Genomic DNA, 19690 nt, shown 5'->3' on the forward strand with positions numbered 1-19690 from the left:
CGGGCGCGATCGGGGCCGGCAGCTCCGGGCGCGGGCGCCGCAAGTCTCCTCTGGTGGACGGGTTTCGCGCGTTCGTGGGCGGTCGCGAGCGCGGGCGGGTGGAGCTCGCAAATGCCACGGACTCTCGCCGCCGACGAGGAGGCGCGAGAGGCAAAATCCCTGCGCGGGATGCGCAATGCGGGCTTGAGTTCCGCGAGGGGGATTGGCAGATGGTTTGCACGCAACCAGCCAAATTCCGCGGCACTCTCCGTAGTGTTGCGCGAGCAATAACGCTTACTTCCCCGTGCTAGATCCTCGCATCAAAATCCGCGCCGTCCTGATCGAAGACGAAACGATGTTTCGCCAGCTCATCTTGCTGACGCTGGGCAAAGTGAAGGACCTCCAGGTGGTGGGAGAATTTGGTGTCGGCCGCGCCGGCCTCGATTTCTGTCTCCGCGAGAAGCCCGACCTGCTGGTCGTCGATCTCATGTTGCCGGACATGAACGGCATCGAAGTGGCGCGCGAAGTGCGCCGCGCGTTGCCCGAAATCAAAATTCTCGTGATCACCGCGCACCCGAGCGACCGCCTGCCGGCGGACCTCATGGCGATCGGCGTGAACGGTTACGTGGATAAGACCGAGCCGATCGACTATGTGCTCAGCGCCGTCGACACGGTGCGCAACGGCGGGATGTTCTTTGCCAGCCGCGTGCGTGCGCGCGGCGGTGCCGGTGGCGCATTGCCAGCGGCTCGGCCTTCTATCCCGGTGCCGCTCACCGAGCGGGAGCAGGAAATTGCCCGCCTCGTGGCGGCGGGCCAGATGTCCAAGGAGATCGCCGCGAAGCTCAATCTCAGCGTCCGCACGGTGGAGAAGCACCGCGCGAACATCATGGAAAAGATTGGCGTGCGCGAAGTCGCGAGCCTCACCCGCTGGTGCATTCAGGCGGGTTTGCTCGATACCTGAGCGGGCGACGGTAAACGGGGTTCGCGGCTGGCCGCGGACTCAGGCGATGCGGCGCGCCGCCGTTGCGGTGTCGACGGCGCCGGCGGCGAACTCGCGCAGCGGATCCGCCGCGGCGTTGAACGCATCACCGATCCACTCGATGTCGTCGGGCCGCAGTATGTCATCGCCGGGGCCGAGCAGCCGTTCCTCGAACGCGGCCATGCGTTCCCACAAGGCCTGCTCCCCGATGATGTGGGCGTTGCTCTTCAGGCTGTGCACCATCCGGTGCTGGGTGCGCCGATCGCTGGTCGCCAGTTGCGCGAGCAACTCGGGGTACTCCTTGAGGAAGGTCCGCACGAGCTGACGCACATTCTGTTCGCCCAGGAGGGAAACAAGATTGGTGAGTTCGCGATTCAGCGGCCCGGGCATGGTGCCTACGGGATCAACAGGACTCGAAGGCGCCAATCGAAAACAACCGCCCAAGCATGGGTACTTTCCAGTGGGGCCTTGCTGCGGCGTAGGGGCATTTCCGAAGCGAGCGTAGGTCAGCCGGGCAGGTTGATCTCGCCCCGCAAATAGAGTCGGGTCGCGCCGGCGATGCGGACGCGATTCAGCTCAGGAGCGACTTCGCACCAGAGCTCGCCGCCGCGCGGGGAAAGTTGTCGCGCGTGCAAGCGGTTGCGCCCCAGTCGTTCGGCCCAGTACGGGGCGAGCGCACAGTGCGCCGAGCCGGTGACGGGATCCTCGGGAATGCCGGCCTGCGGCGCGAAGAAGCGCGACACAAAGTCGCACGTGCCGTCCCCCGGCGCGGTGACGATGAGACCGCGGCCACCAGCGGCGGCCACGGCCGCAAAGTCAGGCCGCAACGTCCGCACTGTCTCTGCAGTCGGCAGCACCGCAAAGCGGTCGAAGCAGGACCGGCCGAGCCAGGCGGGCGCGCCACCGAGGGCGCGCGCGACGGCGGCGGCGACTCCGGCATCGGTTTCAGGCGACACCGGGGTGATGGGAAAGCTGAGCTCGAGCTGTTCGCCGCGCCGCGTGACTTCGAGCACGCCGGATCGGGAATCGAACGCGACCGACTCCGCCTCCGGGCGAAGTTCGCGCAGGATCACGTGGCCGGTCGCGAGCGTGGCATGGCCGCACAAGTCGACTTCGACGGCTGGGGTGAACCAGCGGAGGTGAAAACGCGGCTGCCGGGCTGGCGCCGCCGTGGCGACGGGGACGATGAACGCGGTTTCGGCGAGACCATTTTCAAACGCGATCTGCTGCAGGGTGCGATCGGGCAGCCATTGCGTGAGGGGCACGACTGCGGCGGGGTTGCCGGTGAAGGGCGCGGACGCAAAGGCGTCGATCCAGTAGAGCGGCAGTTGCATGCCGCCATTCCACCCAACGCACAGCGCCGCGCCATCGAATCCGTGGTGCCGCGCCGTCACACCGCCGCACCTTTTTCGCCAGACCACGGCGAAATCTGACCGGGTATTTACGGAAACCCATCCGCCCGAGGCGGGTCTGAGCGCCACTGTCTCCCATGAAAAACTCCCATATTCGCACCCGGATTGTTGCCGCCCTCTTGCTTTTGACGCCTGTCGCCGTGACCACGGGCTGCCTAGCCGTCGCGGCCGGCGCCGCCGGGGCCGGGACGGTCGCTTACATCCGCGGGGAGCTCGACGCCTCGCTGGGGCACAATCTCGATACCGTGGACCGAGCCGCGAACCGGGCCGCCGAGCAGCTTCGTTTTGTGAAGATCAGCGAGAGTGCTGACGCGATCTCACGGGTGATCACCCTCCGTACCGCGGAGGACAAGAAGGTCGAGGTCCACCTGAACCGCACCTCCGACACGCTGACGCGGGTGCGCATCCGCGTCGGGGTTTTCGGCAACGAGAGCCTCTCGCGCCTGTTCCTCGAGCGGCTGCAGTCGAACCTGTAGCCCGCGCGCGAATCGCCGCCGCACGGCGCCCGCGTTCCCTGGCGGATCTGCGGTCTATAATCGCTTCATCATTAAGTTGATGTGCCTTCGGGGTGCGGCGGTTGCGGCGCGAACCGCCAGATGGGCGTTTCGGCCCGGGACGGGCGGGGTTTTGGCGATTGCAAAGAGAGCGGATTCGCAGAGGCTAGCGCGTTTTCGATTCTCATGCTGAAGAAATTGTTTGCGAAGCTGCGCCAAAAGATCGCTCCGGCACCGGAGGTACGGCCAGCCGCGTCCAAGGCGGGTAAGCCCGCCGCCAAGTCTCATAGTGGTGGCCAACAGCGTGGTTCTGGCTCCAGCCAAGGCCGTCCGGCAGGTGATGCCCCGGTGTGCCGGGAGCGGGCCGACCGGGCTCCTGAAGGTCGCCAGGAGGGCGAAGGTTACAGCCGCCGCGAGCGCGGTGGCCGTGGCAGCGGCCGGGGTTTTGGTGGCGGTGGTGGTGGCCGGGGCGATGAGCACGGCTCCCGTGGCGGTCGCGGGGGTGGATTTGGCTCGCGGGGCGGGCGGGGTGGCCGCAGTGGCGGCGGACCGCGCGCCGAACGGCAGCCTGACAACTTTGAACATCCGCGGCGCGAGCCGGTGAAGCCGGTCGTCCCGGTCGACGTGCCCAAGATGGACACGGCCTTCTCCAAGCTTGGCTTGAGCGACGCGCTCGCGTTTGCCGTGCAGGAGATGGGCTACCAGGAGCCCACGCCGATTCAGGCGCAGGCGATCCCGGTGGTGCTCCGCGGCGGTGACGTGATCGGTTCCGCGCAGACCGGCACCGGCAAGACCGCCGCCTTCGCGCTTCCGATCATCCAGCGCCTCGGCAGCCATGGCGCGCTGCGCTGCCTCATCCTCGAACCCACGCGCGAACTCGCGCTGCAGGTCGAGGAGGCGTTCCAGAAGTACGCCAAGTTCACCGATCTCCGCGTGACCATCGTGTACGGCGGTGTCGGTTACGGGAAGCAGGTCGAGGACCTGCGCAATGGCGTCGACATTCTCGCCGCCACTCCGGGCCGGCTCCTGGACCACATGGAACAGGGCAACTGCTCGCTCGATCACGTCGACATCCTGGTGCTCGACGAGGTCGACCGCATGCTCGACATGGGCTTCCTGCCGGATGTGAAACGCATCGTGCAGCGCTGCCCGAAGAGCCGCCAGACCCTCTTCTTCACCGCGACGCTCCCGCCGGAGATCGAGCAGCTCGCCAGCTGGGCGCTGCGCGACCCAGTGAAGGTCGAGATCGGCCGCGTGCGTTCGCCCGCCGAGACGGTCTCGCATGGGTTCTACCCGGTGGTCGCCTCGCAGAAGTTCGACCTGCTGCAACTGCTGCTCGACCGTACCGAGTTCAAGAGCGTGCTGATCTTCTGCCGCACCCGCATGGGCGCGGATCGCATCGCCTCCCGGCTCGAGACCAAGGGCCACACCGTGGGCGTCATGCACTCCGACCGCAGCCAGCGCGAACGCGTCGAGGCGCTCGATGGCTTCAAGAGCGGCCGGTTCGAGGTGCTCGTCGCGACCGACATCGCGGCCCGCGGCCTCGACATCGCCGGCGTCTCGCACGTCATCAACTACGACGTGCCGGAGAATCCCGAGGACTACGTGCACCGCATCGGCCGCACCGGCCGCGCCCACAACACGGGCGAGGCGTTCACGCTCGTCACGGAGGAGGATGTCCGCGACGCCCGCTCGATCGAGCGCTACATGGGCGTGTCGGTGGAACGCAAGAAGCTCGAGGGCTTCCCTTACATCTACTCCGCGCTGTTCGACGATAAGGCGCTCGCCGAGAGCGCCGCGCCGAAATCCACCAGCCGCCTCCATCGCGGCATGCGGCGCTAAAAAAAAGCTGCGTCCGCGCGCGGGGCTTCGCGTCAGCAGAGGTTGAACCTGCCTTTGCTGATGAAGACCTCGACTGACCTGAGCACCGAAAAGGTGCGCGAATTCGTGCGCGAGCGCTACGGCGCCATCGCGGAACAGAGCGATGCCGCCTGCGGCTGCGCTCCAAGCGGCTGCTGCGGCGGCGGCGCGACGGAGAATTACGGCGAGAAACTCGGCTACACCGCCGAGCAACTCGCCGCCGCGCCTGCCGGCTCCGACCTCGGCCTCGGCTGCGGCAACCCGCTCGCGATCGCGAGCATCCGTCCCGGCGAGGTCGTCGTCGACCTCGGGAGCGGCGCCGGCTTCGACTGTTTCCTGGCCGCGCGCCAACTCGTCGGCACCGGCCGCGTGATCGGCGTGGACATGACGCCCGCCATGGTCAGCAAGGCCCGCGCAAACGCGGCGAAGAGCGGCCTCACCAACGTCGAGTTCCGGCTCGGCGAGATCGAGGCGCTGCCCGTCGCGGACGGCGTGGTCGACCTCATCATCTCCAACTGCGTGATCAACCTGTCGCCCGAGAAGGCGCGCGTGTTCGCCGAGGCGTTTCGCGTGCTCAAGCCCGGCGGCCGGCTCGCGATCGCCGACGTGGTGGCGACCAAACCGCTGCCGGAGGCGATCCGCACGAAGCTCGGCGCCATCGGCGCCTGCGTGGGCGGCGCGACGCTCGTCGACGAACTGCGGGCGCTGCTGACCGCGGCCGGCTTTGGCCGGATCGACATCGCGCTGCGCGAGAGCTCGCGCGCGTACATCCGCGAGTGGACCGACGATGCGAGCGCGGGCGACTACGTCGTGAGCGCCTTGATCACCGCGTACAAACCCTGAGCCGCGGCCCGCTTCACCCCCGGCCCACCAACGCACTTGCGAGGATTCGTCCGCCATGTCCAATCCTGTCCCTGCCATGAAACCGGCGCCTGCGCTCTCGATTCGTCCCGCCCGGAAGGCTGACACCCGCGCGATCACTGCGCTGCTGCAGATTTCCGGACTGGGGCACGACGACCTGGCGGCGCACCTGCGTCACTTCCTCGTGGCGCAGGATGGCGAGGACGTGGTGGGCGTCATCGGCGCGGAAGTGCACGCCGGGGCGGCGCTGTTGCGGTCGCTCGCGGTTGCGCCGGCGCACCGCGGCACGGGCCTCGGTCGGGCGCTGGTACGGGCGGCCGACGAGGCGGGCGCCCGCTGGGGCGTGACGCAGTGGTGGCTGCTGACCACCTCGGCAGAGGCGTTTTTTGCGCGCGACGGGTTTCGAGTGGCCGAGCGCGGGGAGGCGCCGCCGGAGATCCAGCGGACGGGCCAGTTTACCGGCGGCGTGTGCCGCTCGGCCGTGTGCCTGACCCGCGCGCGCCGGGCGACGCCGGAGTTCGATGCGGCGCTGGCCGAGTTCACGACGAAGCTTCGCGCATTCATCCGGCGCCGGGTGCGCGATGATGCGACGGCGGACGACCTGACGCAGGAGACGCTGCTCAAGGTCTATCGCTCGCGCGCCTCACTGCGCGACGGCCAGCGGCTCGAGGCGTGGGTGTACCGGATCGCGCGCACGACGCTGATCGATCATTTCCGCCGGCAGCGGCCGAGCGACGAACTGCCGGAGAGCCTGGCGTCGGAACCGGCCGACGAGGTGGCGGCGATCCGCGGCGTGATCGTGCACGCGACGCGAATCTACCTCGAGGAGTTGCCCGACGCCTACCGCGAGCCGGTGCGCCTGGCCGAGTTCGAGGGCCTGCCGCTGGCGAAGATCGCGCTACGGCTCGGGCTGTCGCTGACGGCGGTGAAGTCGCGCGTGCAGCGCGGTCGGGCGATGCTGAAGAAGAAGCTGCAGGACTGCTGCCGTTTCGAATTCGACCGCGGCGGCAAACTCATCGGCTACGAGCGGCGGCGTGCGCCGGGCCCGGTCACGGAGGCCGCCGCGCGGCGCGGCTGCGTGTGCTGATCATTCGCCGCCGCCGACAATTTCCCATGACTGAATCCACTCCCACCCCGTTTCCCGTGACGTCGAAGAAACCGCTGGTGCTCGTGCTGTGCACGGGCAACTCGTGCCGCAGCCACCTGGCGGAAGGATTCCTGCGCGCGGCCGCGGGCGACCTGTTTGAGGTGGCCAGCGCCGGATCGAAGCCCGCGGGCTACGTGCATCCGCTGGCGGTGCGCGTGATGGCCGAGGCCGGGATCGATATCCGCGGCCACCGCTCCAAGCACCTCAGCGAGTTCACGCAGGCGGAGGTCGAGACGGTGATCACGGTGTGCGGTCACGCGGATCAGGCGTGCCCGATCTTTCCCGGGCAGGTAAACCGGCATCACTGGCCATTCGACGATCCGGCGCCTGCGACCGGCACGGAGGCGGAACAGCTGGCGGTGTTCCGGCGCGTGCGCGACGAGATCAAGCGGACGTTCCAGGCGTATGCGGACGGACGTCGCGACCAGGCGCGCGTGCGGCGCGGCGAGGAGGCGACCCGATGAACGCGGAGAAGCATCCCCTGCTGGGCCGGCTGTCGTTCATCGACCGGTATCTCACGCTCTGGATTTTCCTGGCGATGGTGGTCGGCGTGCTGGCGGGCCGGTACGTGCCGGCGCTGCCGCGACTGCTCACCTCGTGGAGCATTGGGACCACCTCGGTGCCGATCGCGATCGGGCTGATCCTGATGATGTACCCGCCGCTGGCGAAGGTGCGCTACGAGGAGCTCGGCGACGTGTTCCGCGACCGGAAGGTCCTCGCACTTTCCCTCGTGCAGAACTGGCTCGTGGGGCCGGTGCTGATGTTTGTTTTGGCGACGCTGTTCCTGCGGGATTATCCCGAGTACTTCGCCGGGCTGGTGCTCATCGGCCTGGCGCGCTGCATCGCGATGGTGATCGTGTGGAACGACCTGGCGGGCGGCAGCCGCGAATACTGCGCGGGGCTCGTGGCGTTCAACGCGCTGTTCCAGGTGTTCATGTTCGCCCCGATGGCGTGGCTCTTCCTGAAGGTGCTGCCCGGCTGGGTCGGCGTGAGCACGGGCGAGCTGGATCTCTCGAGCGTCACGATCGGCGCGGTGGCGAAGAGCGTGATGATTTACCTGGGCATCCCCTTTCTCGGCGGGCTGGTGTCGCGGCTCGGGCTGCGGCGCGGGGCGCGGGTGGAGTGGTACGACCGGGTGTTCCTGCCGTTCATCAGCCCGGTCACGCTGATCGCGTTGCTCTTCACCATCGTCGTGATGTTCAGCCTCAAGGGAGACACGGTGCTCTCAATCCCGCTCGACGTGCTGCGGGTGGCGCTGCCGCTCGTGGTGTACTTCGCGGTGATGTTCGTCGCGACCTTCTGGGCGAGTGTGTCGGCGGGGGCCGACTACGCGCGGGCGGCCACGCTCGCGTTCACCGCCTCGGGCAACAACTTCGAGCTGGCGATCGCCGTCGCGGTGGGCGTGTTCGGCATCGCGTCCGGTGCGGCGTTTGCCGCGGTGATCGGGCCGCTGGTGGAAGTGCCGGCGCTGATCGCGCTGGTATCGGTCGCACTGCGCTGGAAGCGCAGCGTCGACGCGCGCCAGGCGGGAGCAACGGCGGCGCGGCCTTAGCCGCAGGCGGGAGAAAAGAACGGGCGGCGGGGAAGGAGCGCGCCGGCGGCGGGCCCCGTCTTGTGTCCGCTCCGGCACCGGAAATGCTCGGGCGAGGGGTATGGACCTGAGGATTGAACCCATGACGGAGAAGGACTGGCCGGCGGTGGCGGCCATCTACGCCGAAGGCATCGCCACCGGGGATTCGACGTTTGCGACCGAGCCGCCGGCGACGTTTGCGGCGTTCATGGCGGGACGCCTGCAGGCGGGGGCGCTGGTGGCGCGGGGCGCCAACGGGGCGGTGCTGGGCTGGACCACGCTGTCTCCGTATTCGGCGCGCGCGGTGTACGCGGGCGTGGCCGACGTGGCGATCTACGTGGCGGCGGTGGCGCGCGGGCTGGGAGTCGGGTCGGCGTTGCTCGCACGGCTGGTGGCGGTCGCGGAGGCGGCGGGTTTCTGGACGCTGCAGGCGGGGGTGTTTCCGGAGAACCGGGGCAGCCTCGCCCTACACCAACGGCAGGGATTTCGGGTGGTCGGCGTGCGCGAACGCATCGGGCGGATGGCCCACGGGCACCGGGCCGGGCAATGGCGCGACACCGTGCTGCTGGAACGCCGGAGCCGGGTGACGGGAGTAAGTTGAAGGTTGAAAGTTCGTCCGGCGGTGCGAGCGTCGTCAGCTCGCATGAAACTGGAGATTCCGACCGGCGAATTCGCCGGCTACATTTTCGATCTGGACGGCACCCTCGTAGACACGATGCCGCTGCACTACCGCGCCTGGAACCAGGCGATGAAGGCAGTGGGGCTGACGAGCGAGCTGGACGAGGAACTCTTCTATTCGCTGGGCGGCGTGCCGACGCGGGACGTGGCCGAGCTGATCGCGAAGCACTACGGGCTGAAGATCGATGCGATGGCGGTGTTTCACCACAAGGAGTCGCTGTTCCGCTCGCTGCAGAAGGATGCCAAGCTGATCGAGCCGGTGGTGGAGTTTGCGCGGCGGGCGGCGCTGACGCACCCGGTGGCGATCGCGTCGGGCGGCCCGCGGGAGATCGTGCGGCGCTCGATCGAGATCGCGGGGCTGGTTTCGCTGTTCAGCATCGTGATCACGCCCGAGGACGTCGTGAACGGAAAGCCGGCGCCCGACATGTTCCTGCTGGCGGCGAAGCGGATGGGGGTGCCGCCGGAAAAGTGCCTCGTTTTTGAGGACGCGGAGCCCGGGATGCGGGCGGCGGAGGCGGCGGGCATGCGCTGGGTGCGGGTGCCGAGTCGCGCGCCGGCGAAGAAGAAGCCGGCCAATTGACGAGACCTGACCGCCGAGCCTTGCGCGACGGCGGCCGACGAAGCAGGCCTCAGAAATCGGCTCGCGGTGCGGGAGTTGAAAGTGACTGGCTGTTGAGCCTGGCGGCCAGGCGAAGGCATCGCGTTGCGATCGATTAGGGCGGATGCTGTGCGTGTTGGCTCGGGAATTTGGCTTCCGAGGGGAGGCGGAATGGTGTTCCTGTGAAGGCGATGACCTACGCGAAACTGGCGAAACCTTCGGTCCTGACGCAGCCGGTGTACGAGCCCGGCAAGCCGATTGAGTACGTGGCGCGCGAGCTTGGGCTCGATCCGGCCGGGATCATCAAGCTGGCCTCCAACGAGAATCCGTTCGGCCCCTCGCCGCTGGCGGTGGCGGCGGCGAAGCGCGCGCTGGACCAGGGCGAGCTCTATCCCGACGGCGGGTGCTTTGAGTTGCGCCAGAAGCTGGCGGCGAAGTGGGGTTTGGGCGCGGACCAATTCGTGATCGGCAACGGTTCCAACGAACTTATCGAGCTGCTGGCCCACGCCTTTGTCGGCCAGGGCGACGAAGTGGTGATGGGGGCGCCGGCGTTCGTGGTGTACAAGCTGGCGACGCTCCTATTCGGCGCGAAGCCGGTGGAGGTGCCGTTGCGGAACTGGGTGCATGACCTTCCGGCAATGGCGGCAGCGGTGACGCCCCGAACGAAGTTGGTTTACGTCTGCGCGCCGAACAACCCCACGGGCACGACGAATTCGCCGGCGGAGCTCATCGCTTTTGTCCGGGCGCTTCCCGCCCATGTGATTGCCGTGATCGATGAAGCCTACGCCGAGTACCTGGAGACGGCGCCGGACTTTCGTCCGCTGATCGCGGAAGGCCGCCTGGTGGTGTGCCTGAGGACCTTTTCGAAGATCTATGGCCTGGCGTCCCTGCGCGTCGGCTACGCTTACGGCAGCGCGGAGTTGTGCGGGCTGCTGAACCGCGTCCGCCAGCCCTTCAACGTCAACGCCATCGCGCAGGCAGCAGCCGTGGCTGCGCTCGACGACCATGCATTTGCCGCCAAGTGCGCGCGCGACAACCGGGCCGGACTTCGCCAACTGGAGGACGGGTGCCGCCGACTCGGTCTGGAGGTGGTCCCGAGTGTCGCTAATTTCCTGCTGGTTCGGGTCGGCCATGGGGCAAAGGTCTTCAATTATCTGCAAGCCCGTGGCGTCATCGTCCGTCCGGTTGCCTCCTATGGTTTGCCGGAGTGGATCCGGATCACCGTGGGCACCGCGGCGCAGAACGAGCGGCTGCTCGCCGAGTTGCCCGCAGCCCTCCGCTGACGTACCGGCTTTTCTGGTACGGACGCAGCCGGCTCCGGAAGCCTCCGGGGAGGGATTTTACGAGGGAGGAGAACCCCCGTGCCCGCCTGGGGATTATGACCTAAATTGGGGACTTAGTTTTCGGTTGCCATCCCCCCGGTAAATCCTTCTGCTCCCGCACGCTTATCGAGCTCCGCTACCACCTGATCGCCGCTTGACGACCAGAAAGGGGGGTTCGGCATGCGCCGAGAAGCCCATCTCCCACACACTAAGGGTTCACCACGCACCTGCACGCTATGAACAAACCGATTCGTTGTCTCATTCTTTCGGCCGCTGTCGCCTCAGTTGCGCAGGCCGCGCCCTTTATGGCTATCGGCGATAGCGCCGAGCTGTTTGTCACCGGTACGCTCGCGATGCGTGCGGACGACAACATCATCCTGGCCAAAGAGGCTACCAGTGACGTCATCACGGATGCCGGCGTTGGCGCCGAGCTCACTTTTGGCAAGAACTCACAGACGCAAGGTGCTATCACCCTGCGACATGTGTTTACCAACTACGCTGAGGAGAGTAAGTACAATACCAATCTCTTCAACGGCGACGTAGTGGCCAAGTTCGACGACGGCAAGATGAAGCTCGGCTTCAATGCCGGCTATCATGAGCTGAACCAGAACACGGTCGACGTGCGTGGTCTGATCCGCCGCGACGTCGCGAATGTGGGTGCCAACACCGAGGTCGGCGTTTCGCAGATCACTGCCGCCGCCGGTGCGGTCGCCTACAGCCGCGAAAATTATCATCCGCAGGGCTTCGTCGACTCCGAGACCGTCACGGTTCCGCTCAACTTCTATTACAAGTGGACCCCGAAGGTGGACCTGAGTCTCGGCTATCGCTACCGCGACTATAAGGTCAATAGCGGCAGCGCTTTGGATTCGGTCGACAATTTCTTCAGCGTGGGTGCCCGCGGCGAGTTCTCGCCGAAGCTCACCGGCACTTTCGCGGTCGGTTATACGCAGCGCCGCTATGCTGGCAACGCGGGCAACCGCGGCCTGCCGGGCGTCGACGCCAGTTTCGCCTACGAAGTCTCCCCGAAGACTTCCTTCCAGCTGTCCGCCTCGAACGACTTCGGCACCAGCGCCACCGGCCTCCAGCAGAAGAATCTCACCATCAATGGGTTGGTGACTACGAAGCTGAACGAGGAATGGTCCATCAATGGCGGTCTCAGCTACCGCGGCATCAAGTATGATTTCCAGAACACCGCCGGCCGGACCGACGATTTCTGGGAGGCCAACCTCGGCGCGACCTACGTTCTCAATGCGAACGTGAGCTTCGTCGGCGGCTATACCTATCGTACGTTCCAGTCACAGCTTTCCGAGACCGAGTTTGATAACAACGTGTTCAGCCTCGCGCTGAATGTCCGCTATTAATTGACAAACTCCGCCTGAGAAGCTTTTGGCGGAAGAAGATCTAGGGTCTTCTTCCGCCTTTTTGTTGCCATGAATTCACTGCTGCGGCTGCCCGCTCTTTCTCTGTTTTTTTGCCTGTTATGCACCGCCGTTGTCTCGGCGGAATCGGCTGCGAGCGCGCGGGCAGGGAAGGGTACGAAACTGGATTACATTCTTCAGCCTCAGGATGTTGTGAAGGTTCAGGTCTTCCAGGAAGACGACATCAACAAGCAGGGTGATGGCATCAGTATCTCGCAGAAACACACGATCTCGCTGCCTCTGATCGGCGAGATCAGCCTCCGCGGCAAGACGGTGCGCGAGGCCGAAGAGATCATCCGCGAGCTCTACGACAAGGACTACATCGTCAACCCGCAGGTTAGCGTGACGGTGTTGAAGTACGCGGAGCGGACCGTGAACGTCATCGGCTCCGTCACCAACCAGGGCCGCATCCAGTTCCCGCAGGAGCGCGGGCTGTCGATCGTGGACGCAATTTCGCTCGCCGGCGGCCAGACCCGTCTGGCGGACCTCAAACGCGTGAAGCTTTCCCGGAAGAATGACCGCGGTGACACCGAGGTCATGATCGTCGATGTCGACGCAATGATGAAGACCGGGGGCACGGACCAGGTCGTCCTCGAACCGGACGACGTCATCTTCGTGCCGGAACGTATTCTCTAACCCCACAAGGAAGAAACATGGCTGCTGAACAGGAGAAACATGCCCCCGGCGAGAGCGGGGGCGGGTATTCATATGGCACGGGGGGTAACTACGCTGGGTATTCGGCGGCCGGTTACGGTTATGGCGACGCGGGGGAATCGAGCACCATCCAGCGCACGTTCCAGGACTACCTGCTGATCGTCCGCGAGCGCATCTGGTACATCGTCGTGGTGTTCCTCGTCGTGTTCTCCAGCGCGCTGGTCTACACGCTCAGCAAGCCCAAGATCTACGAGTCGACCGCGACCGTGCAGATTTTCCGTCGCGATCCGACCATCATGCCCGGTCAGCAGGTCGTCGACACCGACATCCGCTCCACCGAGGACCTCAACACGCAGGTGAAGGTCATCGAGAGCGAGGCGATCATCGAATCCGTCGCCAGCCGGATCACCGGTCAGGAGCTGCGCGAGTTCCTTGCGCCCTACGACACCGGCGCCCCGGAAAAGCCCTCGGTCGCCCGCCTCCTGAAGCTGAACCGCCGCGTGATTCCGCAGCGCCTCACGCTCATGGTCTGGATCGCCTACAAGCATCCCAACCGCTTCGTTGCCGCCAAGGTCGCCAACCATTTCGCGCGCGCCTACATCGACTACAACACCCAGCTCCGCATTTCCGAGGGTGTGAAAGCCGTCGAGGACCTCAAGGGGCCCGTCGAAACCCAGCGCAAGCTCGTCGAGCGCCTCGCCAGCGAGCTCCAGCGTTACAAGGAGCAGCACAAAATGGTGTCGCTCGACCAGCGTAAGGACATCGTCAGCGAGTCGCTCAAGGCCATCAACCTCGAGGTCGCCCGCGCCAGCATCGCCCTCAACGCCGCCGAGAACCGCCGCAATCAGGTCGCCGAGCTCAAGGCGCGTGGCGGCAACCTCACCGAGCTGCCGTTCATCGCCACCCAGGCCACCATCGTCGAACTACTTAAGCAGCTCGCCGCCCAGAAGGTGCAGCTCGAGCAGCTCGGCGCCCGCTACCGCGCGAAGTTTCCGAAGATGATCGAGGCCCAGAACTCCTACGATCAGATCAAACGCGAACTCGACCGCGCCATCGCCTCCGCCTGCGCCCAGGTCGAGTCGGATTATCAGTCCGCCCTCAACACCTACCGTCAGAACCAGGAGGAGTTGAAACGGCGCACCCAGGACTCCCTCGCCGTCGACCACGCCGCGCTTGATTACGAGAACATGCAGCGCGAGCTCAAGATCCAGGAGGATATCCTCACCACGATCACCGCCCGCCGCACCGAGACGTCGATGTCGAGCAACATTGCCACGCAGAATGCCCGTATCATCGACCTCGCGCAGGAAAGCCCCGAGGGCCGGCCGATCTCGCCCAACGTGCCGCTCAATCTCGGGCTCGGCGTCATCGGCGGCCTCGGACTCGGTCTCGCGTTCGCCTTCTTCGTCGCGTTCATCGACGACCGCGTGAAGAGCTCCTTCGACATCGAGGGCGTTGTCGGCCTCCCGCTCATCGGCATCATCCCCGAGATCAAGAAACTCGAGCAGGTTGAAAAGGCGCAGATCGTTGCGACCAACACCGACCGCCTGGCCTCGGAAGCCTTCCTCACTCTCCACTCCAGCCTGCGGCTGAAGGACGAGAGCAAGAACGCGAAGTGCATCCTCACCACCAGCACGATCCCCGGTGAGGGCAAATCGCTCACCACCACCAATCTCGCGCTGACCTTCGCCGCTCATGGCGAAAAGGTTATCGTCGTCGATTGCGATCTCCGGAAGCCGAACATCCACAAATCATTCCGGATCGAGAATATCCGCGGCGTCATCGATGTCTGCTCCGGCAAGGCCACTCTCGACGAGGTGATCGTCCGCAACCAGCAGCCCAACCTCGACGTGCTGCCCACCGGTGGCCGCGCGAAGAACCCCACGCACATCCTCAACAGCAAGGCGTTCGAGACGATGATCGCCGACCTGCGCAAGCGCTACGACCGCGTGTTCATCGACACGCCGCCGCTGGCCGCCGTGAGCGACGCCCTCATCATCCTCCCGCTGGTCGACGGCTCGATCTTCACGATCTTCTTCAACAAGGTCCGCCGGAAGGCCGCGCAGTTTGCCGCCAAGCGCCTGCTCGACTCCAACGTGCCGAACTTCGGCGCCGTCCTCAACGGCCTCAACCTCGTCGTGTCGGGCTACTACTACGCCCAGTACTACGACAAGTCGTACAAGGACTACTACGTCGTCTCGAAGGGCGACACCGAGCAGGAGCGCTGAGCCGGTCGCTCACCTTTCCCGTCTTCACGCGCGGCCGATCCGGCCGCGCGTTTTTTTCGCCGCCGCGCGCCTCCGCCGGGTGCCGTGAGACTCGATCCGCTCCCGGTGCGCGGCATGGCCACGCGCATGCGGCGTCCACGTTGCCCCCGGCTTGCGCCGCGCCTGGGCGCCACCCGCCCGATCAGCGCTTCGCCGCCGCGCGCCGCAGCCGGTCGTTGATCGCGTCCGCGATTCCGTCGCCCGGCGCGAGTTCGACGTGGATGCGCGCAAAACTGCCTTCGTCCAGCCGGCGCAGCGCTGCGAACAGGCCGCGCGCCGCCCGCCGCAGGTCGCCCCGCGTATCGAGGCTGAAGACATTGCGCGGCCGCCGTCCCGCGGGCGCCTGCAGAAAGAGAAAGGCCTCGCGCGGCGCGTACGCGGCGTCGTCGACCGAGAGGGTTGCATGCAGCTCTACCGGCGTGCGCGGGCTGTAGTGGCGGGTCAGCATGCCAGGAGCGACCTGCGCGCGGTCGGACGCCACCGGGATGTGTCGCTTGACGACCTCGACCTTCCGGCCGAGCACCGCCTCGAGCTGCTCCCGTGTCACCGCGCCCGGCCGCAGCAGCCGCGGCGTCGCCTCGTCCCGCAGGTCCACGATTGTCGACTCGAGTCCGATCGGACACTCACCGCCGTCGAGGATGAAGCCGATGCGCTCACCGAGTCCCTGCCGCACATGCGCGGCGGAGGTCGGGCTCACGTAGCCAAAAGGATTCGCGCTCGGCGCGGCGAGCGGCAGGCCGGACAACTTCAGGAGCTGGCGAAACACACGGTGCGCCGGTACCCGCACCGCCACGCTGTCCTTGCCCGCCGTCACGATTGCCGGGATCGCGTCGGTCTTCGGCAGCACGAGTGTGAGCGGTCCCGGCCAGAACGCTGCGGCGAGCCGGCGCGCGGAGTCATTGGGCCGGCAGACCTCCGGCAACTGCTTCGCCGCGTACAGGTGCACGATCAGCGGATCGTTGGCCGGCCGGCGCTTCGCGCGGAAGATGCCGCGGCACGCCTTCGCATCGAGCGCGTTGGCGGCAAGGCCATACACCGTTTCGGTCGGCGCGGCGACGAGTTCGCCCGCGCGGAGCTTGCGGGCCAGCAGCGCGAGATTGCGCGGGGTCGGCCGGAGCGTGCGGGCGGAGACTGGCTTGGTCACGACATGAAAAAGGCCGGAGTGGTGACTCCGGCCTGAAAGAGAACGTGCGCCGGCGCGTTACTGCGCGAGCAGCATGTTGCGCGAGTGCTTGATCGTGCGGGTGACCGCGCGCTGGTGCTTCGCGGAAAGGCCCGTGTACTTGCGCGGCAGAATCTTGCCCGTGTCAGTGACGTACCGGCTCATCGCCTGCGGCTGGGTGAACGGGATTTCCGCGGGCGTGGGAGTCTGCTGCTTCTGTTCGGTCGTGCTCATGCTTGAAAAGGAAGGGAGAAGCTGGAGTCCGTGCCGGCAGTGTCAACCTGCATTTTTGCCGCTCCGAGCGCCAAACCGCACCTGCCGCGTAACTCGCTGTGCAATAGATTATAACCATCAAGTCGGCAGTCGTTCTCGCCCTGCGGGCCAGTGGTGGCTCCCCGGGGACTGACGGCTTCGCGTCCGCTCCGGGCTGCCCCCGTGGACCGTTTCGCGTTCTTGCCCATCTGCCCCTTCGTTTCCGTGTCCTCCGCCGGGCCCAGCGTTCTCCGCGGTTGCGGCCACGGCTTGGCCGGGCGGTTGTGCCGGCCGCGGTTCATCTGCCTCGTGCATCCACCATCCCAAATCGGGGACGCGAAATCCCACTCTCGGGACGTTCTCAGGTGCAAAACAGCTGAGGGCCGTAAGCGCTGCTGATTTCGCCCGTTCGGCCAATAGGAAGCAGCCTGCCATTCGTCGGTAATACGGCACCGTTCTCTTTCTGGAACATCGCGTGCTCGTCCACCGAACTCCCAGCGCGTCGTCGGCCCCCGGCTCCAATCCACCTCGTCCTGCGGTTCGCGGCGTCGCTTTTCTCCCCCGCTTCGTCGTTTCCAGCGCCTCCTTCCATGTCTGTCCTGTGCCTCGCCCGTCGTTTCCTCTGCAAAGACCGCGCGTTCTCCGCGCTCGCGATCTTTGTCCTCACCCTCGGCATCGGCGGCGTCGCCACGATGATCAGCGTGATCAATGGCCTGCTGCTGCGGCTCCCGGATTTTCCCGCCGCCGAGCAGCTCGTGAGCGTCAGCCTCTTTGACACGGTGCGCAACCGCAGCACCGGCGGAGCCGCCGCGGCGGACTACCTCGACTGGCAGGCGCACCAGCGCTCCTTCCAGGAACTCGCGCTCTTCGGCGCCCGCCTCAGCATCAACATCACGCACGACGACGTGCCGCGCCGCTACGGCGGTGTGTACGTGACGCACAACTTCTTCCGCACGCTAGGCGTGCAGCCGATGCTGGGCCGCGATTTCACGCCCGCCGATGACCAGCCGGGCGCGGCCAAGGTGATCATCATCAGCCACCGTGCGTGGCTGGATGAGTTTGGCGGGCAACCCTCGGTCGTGGGCGAGCACGTGCAGGTCAACGGCCGCGTGGGCACGATCATCGGCGTCATGCCGCCCGACTTCGGGTTCCCGTATCGCGAGCAGGTGTGGACTCCTCTCTTTGCCGAGTTCGCCGGCCGCGCGCGCACCGATCCGCAGGCATTCGGCGGCAACGTCCTCGGCCGGCTCCAGCCCGATGTCTCGCTCAACCAGGCCTCCGCCGAGCTCGGCACCTTCGCGCGCCGCCTCGCGGTCGAATTCCCGCAAACCAACCGCGCGCTCACCGCGGTCGAGCTCCTGCCCCTTACCCAGACCTTCCTCGGCCCGCAGATGCGCCAGTTGCTGCTGATCATGCTCGGGGCCGTCGTGGTGGTGCTCCTGATCGCCTGCGTGAACGTCATGAACATGCAGTTCGCCCGCGCCACCCGCCGCGCGCGCGATCTCGCCGTGTGCAGCGCCCTCGGCGCCGGCCGCTGGCAGCTCATGCGCCAGATGCTCGTCGAAAGCCTGACCCTCACCACCTGCGGCGCGGTCGCCGGCACGCTGCTCGCGGTCTGGACGACCGGCCTGATGCTGCAACACTCGCGCTCCCTGCCCGTGCCGCCTCCCGCGTGGGTTTCCTTCACCCCCGACTGGCGCGTCCTCGCCGCAATCATCGGCGTCACGGTCGTCGCCGCGCTCGCCTCCGGCCTCGTGCCCGCCTGGCTCGCCTCGCGGATCAGCCCGCTCACGCTCCTGCGCGAGGGCGGCCGCGGCAGCACCAACCGCCGCACGCACCGCATCGTCCGCGGGCTCGTGGTCGTCCAGATCGCCCTCACCACCGCGCTGCTCGTCGTATCCACGTTCATGATCCGCTCGATGGTGAATCAGCAGCGGATCAACTGGGGCTACGACACGTCCTCCGTCCTGGCCGCGCGCGTGACGCTGTTCCAGGCCGACTATCCGACGCCCGAGGCGCTCGCGCGCCACTACGACCGCATTCTCGACACGCTGCGCGGCGACCCGCACTTCACCCACGCGGCGCTCTCCACCCGGTTCCGCATGGCGATTTCCAACCGCGCGCCGTTCGAACTCGAGGGCGGCGACTACAGCGACAGCCGGCCGCGTCCGACCGCCGCGGTGGAGAACGTCACCGACGGCTACTTCGACGCGCTCGGCCTGAAGCTCGCCGCCGGGCGTGACTTTGCGCGGACCGACACGTTCGACGCGCCGCGCGTCATCATCGTCAACACGCAGTTCGCCCGCCGCCACTTCGGCACCGACAATCCGCTCGGCCGCCGCGTGCGCCTCGCGCCGCCGAATGCCCCGCCGGGGCCGTGGCTCACGATCGTCGGCGTCGCGCCCGATACGCACATGGAGGGCCCGACCGACGGGGTCGCCGATGGCTGCGGCATCTTTCAGCCGCTCTCCCAGGCACCCGCGCGCTGGATCACGCTCGTGGTTCGCGGGCGCGCCCCGGCGCTCACGCTGGCGGAGCCGCTGCGGCAGGCGATGGCGCGGCTCGATCGCAACCAACCGGTTTACCAGATCAACACGGTCGATCGCCTGATCGACGGTACCTACACCCAGAACCGGCAGCTCGCGTCGCTGTTCTCCATCTTCGGCGGCGTGGCCATGCTGCTGGCCGCCGTGGGGCTCTACGGCGTAATGTCGTTCGCCGTCAGCCAGCGCACCAACGAGTACGGCATCCGCATGGCGCTCGGCGCTGATGCCGGCACGATCCTGCGCATGATTCTGCGCGAGGGGGCGGTACAACTGGGTTACGGGCTGCTCTTCGGTCTCGCGCTCGCCCTGGCGCTCATGAGCCTCGGCACGTCGTTTCTGCAGAGCTTCCTCTTCGGCGTGAGCCGCGCGGATCCCTTCGTGTGGGGCACGACGATCGCGCTGCTCAGCGTCGCCGCGTTCGTGGCTTGTCTCGCCCCGGCGTTGCGCGCGACGCGCGTCGACCCCGTGGACGCGCTGCGGGCGGACTGAGT

18 protein-coding genes are annotated in these 19690 nt (G+C 66.8%); 14 read left to right on the forward strand and 4 right to left on the reverse strand.

Annotation, left to right across the window (positions count from 1 at the left end):
- Positions 1-283 precede the first annotated feature (283 nt).
- On the forward strand, positions 284-940 hold the full coding sequence (locus DB354_RS17225; RefSeq protein ID WP_107836872.1) for a response regulator transcription factor: 657 nt from the start codon (positions 284-286) through the stop codon (positions 938-940).
- A gap of 39 nt (positions 941-979) precedes the next feature.
- On the opposite strand, the gene DB354_RS17230 is transcribed toward DB354_RS17225, so the two are convergent.
- A complete protein-coding gene (locus DB354_RS17230; protein WP_107836873.1) occupies positions 980-1348 on the reverse strand; it encodes an Hpt domain-containing protein in 369 nt (122 codons plus the stop codon).
- Positions 1349-1464: 116 nt separating this feature from the next.
- Positions 1465-2292: a PhzF family phenazine biosynthesis protein gene (locus tag DB354_RS17235; RefSeq protein WP_107837093.1), complete on the reverse strand. Its 828-nt coding sequence runs from the start codon at positions 2290-2292 to the stop codon at positions 1465-1467.
- A 155-nt stretch (positions 2293-2447) separates the two neighbouring features.
- Here DB354_RS17235 and DB354_RS17240 point away from each other — a divergent pair, with 155 nt between their 5' ends.
- The 12 genes from DB354_RS17240 to DB354_RS17295 all read left to right on the forward strand — a co-directional run bounded on the left by DB354_RS17240 (position 2448) and on the right by DB354_RS17295 (position 15200).
- Positions 2448-2846 carry a DUF3568 family protein gene (locus tag DB354_RS17240; RefSeq protein WP_107836874.1) on the forward strand — a complete coding sequence of 133 codons (399 nt, stop codon included), beginning with the start codon at positions 2448-2450 and terminating at the stop codon, positions 2844-2846.
- A 618-nt stretch (positions 2847-3464) separates the two neighbouring features.
- Complete coding sequence (locus tag DB354_RS17245; RefSeq protein ID WP_233256676.1) at positions 3465-4706, forward strand: DEAD/DEAH box helicase; 1242 nt, start codon at positions 3465-3467, stop codon at positions 4704-4706.
- Positions 4707-4766: 60 nt separating this feature from the next.
- Positions 4767-5567 carry an arsenite methyltransferase gene (locus DB354_RS17250; protein WP_107836876.1) on the forward strand — a complete coding sequence of 267 codons (801 nt, stop codon included), beginning with the start codon at positions 4767-4769 and terminating at the stop codon, positions 5565-5567.
- 76 nt (positions 5568-5643) lie between these two features.
- Positions 5644-6672, forward strand: coding sequence for an RNA polymerase sigma factor SigZ (sigZ, locus tag DB354_RS17255; protein ID WP_158277588.1), 1029 nt, complete (start codon positions 5644-5646; stop codon positions 6670-6672).
- Positions 6673-6698: 26 nt separating this feature from the next.
- Positions 6699-7196 (forward strand): arsenate reductase ArsC, encoded by a 498-nt coding sequence (locus DB354_RS17260; protein ID WP_107836878.1) that lies wholly within the window; start codon positions 6699-6701, stop codon positions 7194-7196.
- Complete coding sequence (gene arsB / locus DB354_RS17265; RefSeq protein WP_107836879.1) at positions 7193-8284, forward strand: ACR3 family arsenite efflux transporter; 1092 nt, start codon at positions 7193-7195, stop codon at positions 8282-8284. The genes DB354_RS17260 and arsB overlap by 4 nt, the downstream gene beginning before the upstream one ends.
- 100 nt (positions 8285-8384) lie before the next feature.
- Positions 8385-8903 carry a GNAT family N-acetyltransferase gene (locus tag DB354_RS17270; protein ID WP_107836880.1) on the forward strand — a complete coding sequence of 173 codons (519 nt, stop codon included), beginning with the start codon at positions 8385-8387 and terminating at the stop codon, positions 8901-8903.
- A gap of 42 nt (positions 8904-8945) precedes the next feature.
- Complete coding sequence (locus DB354_RS17275; protein WP_107836881.1) at positions 8946-9560, forward strand: HAD family phosphatase; 615 nt, start codon at positions 8946-8948, stop codon at positions 9558-9560.
- A 209-nt stretch (positions 9561-9769) separates the two neighbouring features.
- Positions 9770-10861, forward strand: coding sequence for a histidinol-phosphate transaminase (gene hisC, locus DB354_RS17280; RefSeq protein ID WP_107836882.1), 1092 nt, complete (start codon positions 9770-9772; stop codon positions 10859-10861).
- A gap of 275 nt (positions 10862-11136) precedes the next feature.
- Positions 11137-12261 carry an outer membrane beta-barrel protein gene (locus tag DB354_RS17285; RefSeq protein WP_107836883.1) on the forward strand — a complete coding sequence of 375 codons (1125 nt, stop codon included), beginning with the start codon at positions 11137-11139 and terminating at the stop codon, positions 12259-12261.
- Between the two features lie 69 nt (positions 12262-12330).
- Positions 12331-12954, forward strand: coding sequence for a polysaccharide biosynthesis/export family protein (locus DB354_RS17290; RefSeq protein WP_107836884.1), 624 nt, complete (start codon positions 12331-12333; stop codon positions 12952-12954).
- Between the two features lie 17 nt (positions 12955-12971).
- A complete protein-coding gene (locus DB354_RS17295; RefSeq protein WP_107836885.1) occupies positions 12972-15200 on the forward strand; it encodes a polysaccharide biosynthesis tyrosine autokinase in 2229 nt (742 codons plus the stop codon).
- Positions 15201-15381: 181 nt separating this feature from the next.
- Here DB354_RS17295 and DB354_RS17300 read toward each other — a convergent pair whose 3' ends face one another.
- Both DB354_RS17300 and rpsR read right to left on the reverse strand, forming a co-directional pair.
- Positions 15382-16383: an L-threonylcarbamoyladenylate synthase gene (locus tag DB354_RS17300; protein WP_107836886.1), complete on the reverse strand. Its 1002-nt coding sequence runs from the start codon at positions 16381-16383 to the stop codon at positions 15382-15384.
- Positions 16384-16440: 57 nt separating this feature from the next.
- Positions 16441-16635, reverse strand: coding sequence for a 30S ribosomal protein S18 (gene rpsR / locus DB354_RS17305; RefSeq protein WP_107836887.1), 195 nt, complete (start codon positions 16633-16635; stop codon positions 16441-16443).
- Between the two features lie 608 nt (positions 16636-17243).
- On the opposite strand from rpsR, the gene DB354_RS17310 reads away from it, so the two are divergent.
- Positions 17244-19688 (forward strand): ABC transporter permease, encoded by a 2445-nt coding sequence (locus tag DB354_RS17310; protein ID WP_107836888.1) that lies wholly within the window; start codon positions 17244-17246, stop codon positions 19686-19688.
- The last annotated feature ends 2 nt before the right edge of the window (positions 19689-19690 follow it).

This window comes from Opitutus sp. ER46 (genome assembly GCF_003054705.1).
Taxonomy (GTDB): domain Bacteria; phylum Verrucomicrobiota; class Verrucomicrobiia; order Opitutales; family Opitutaceae; genus ER46.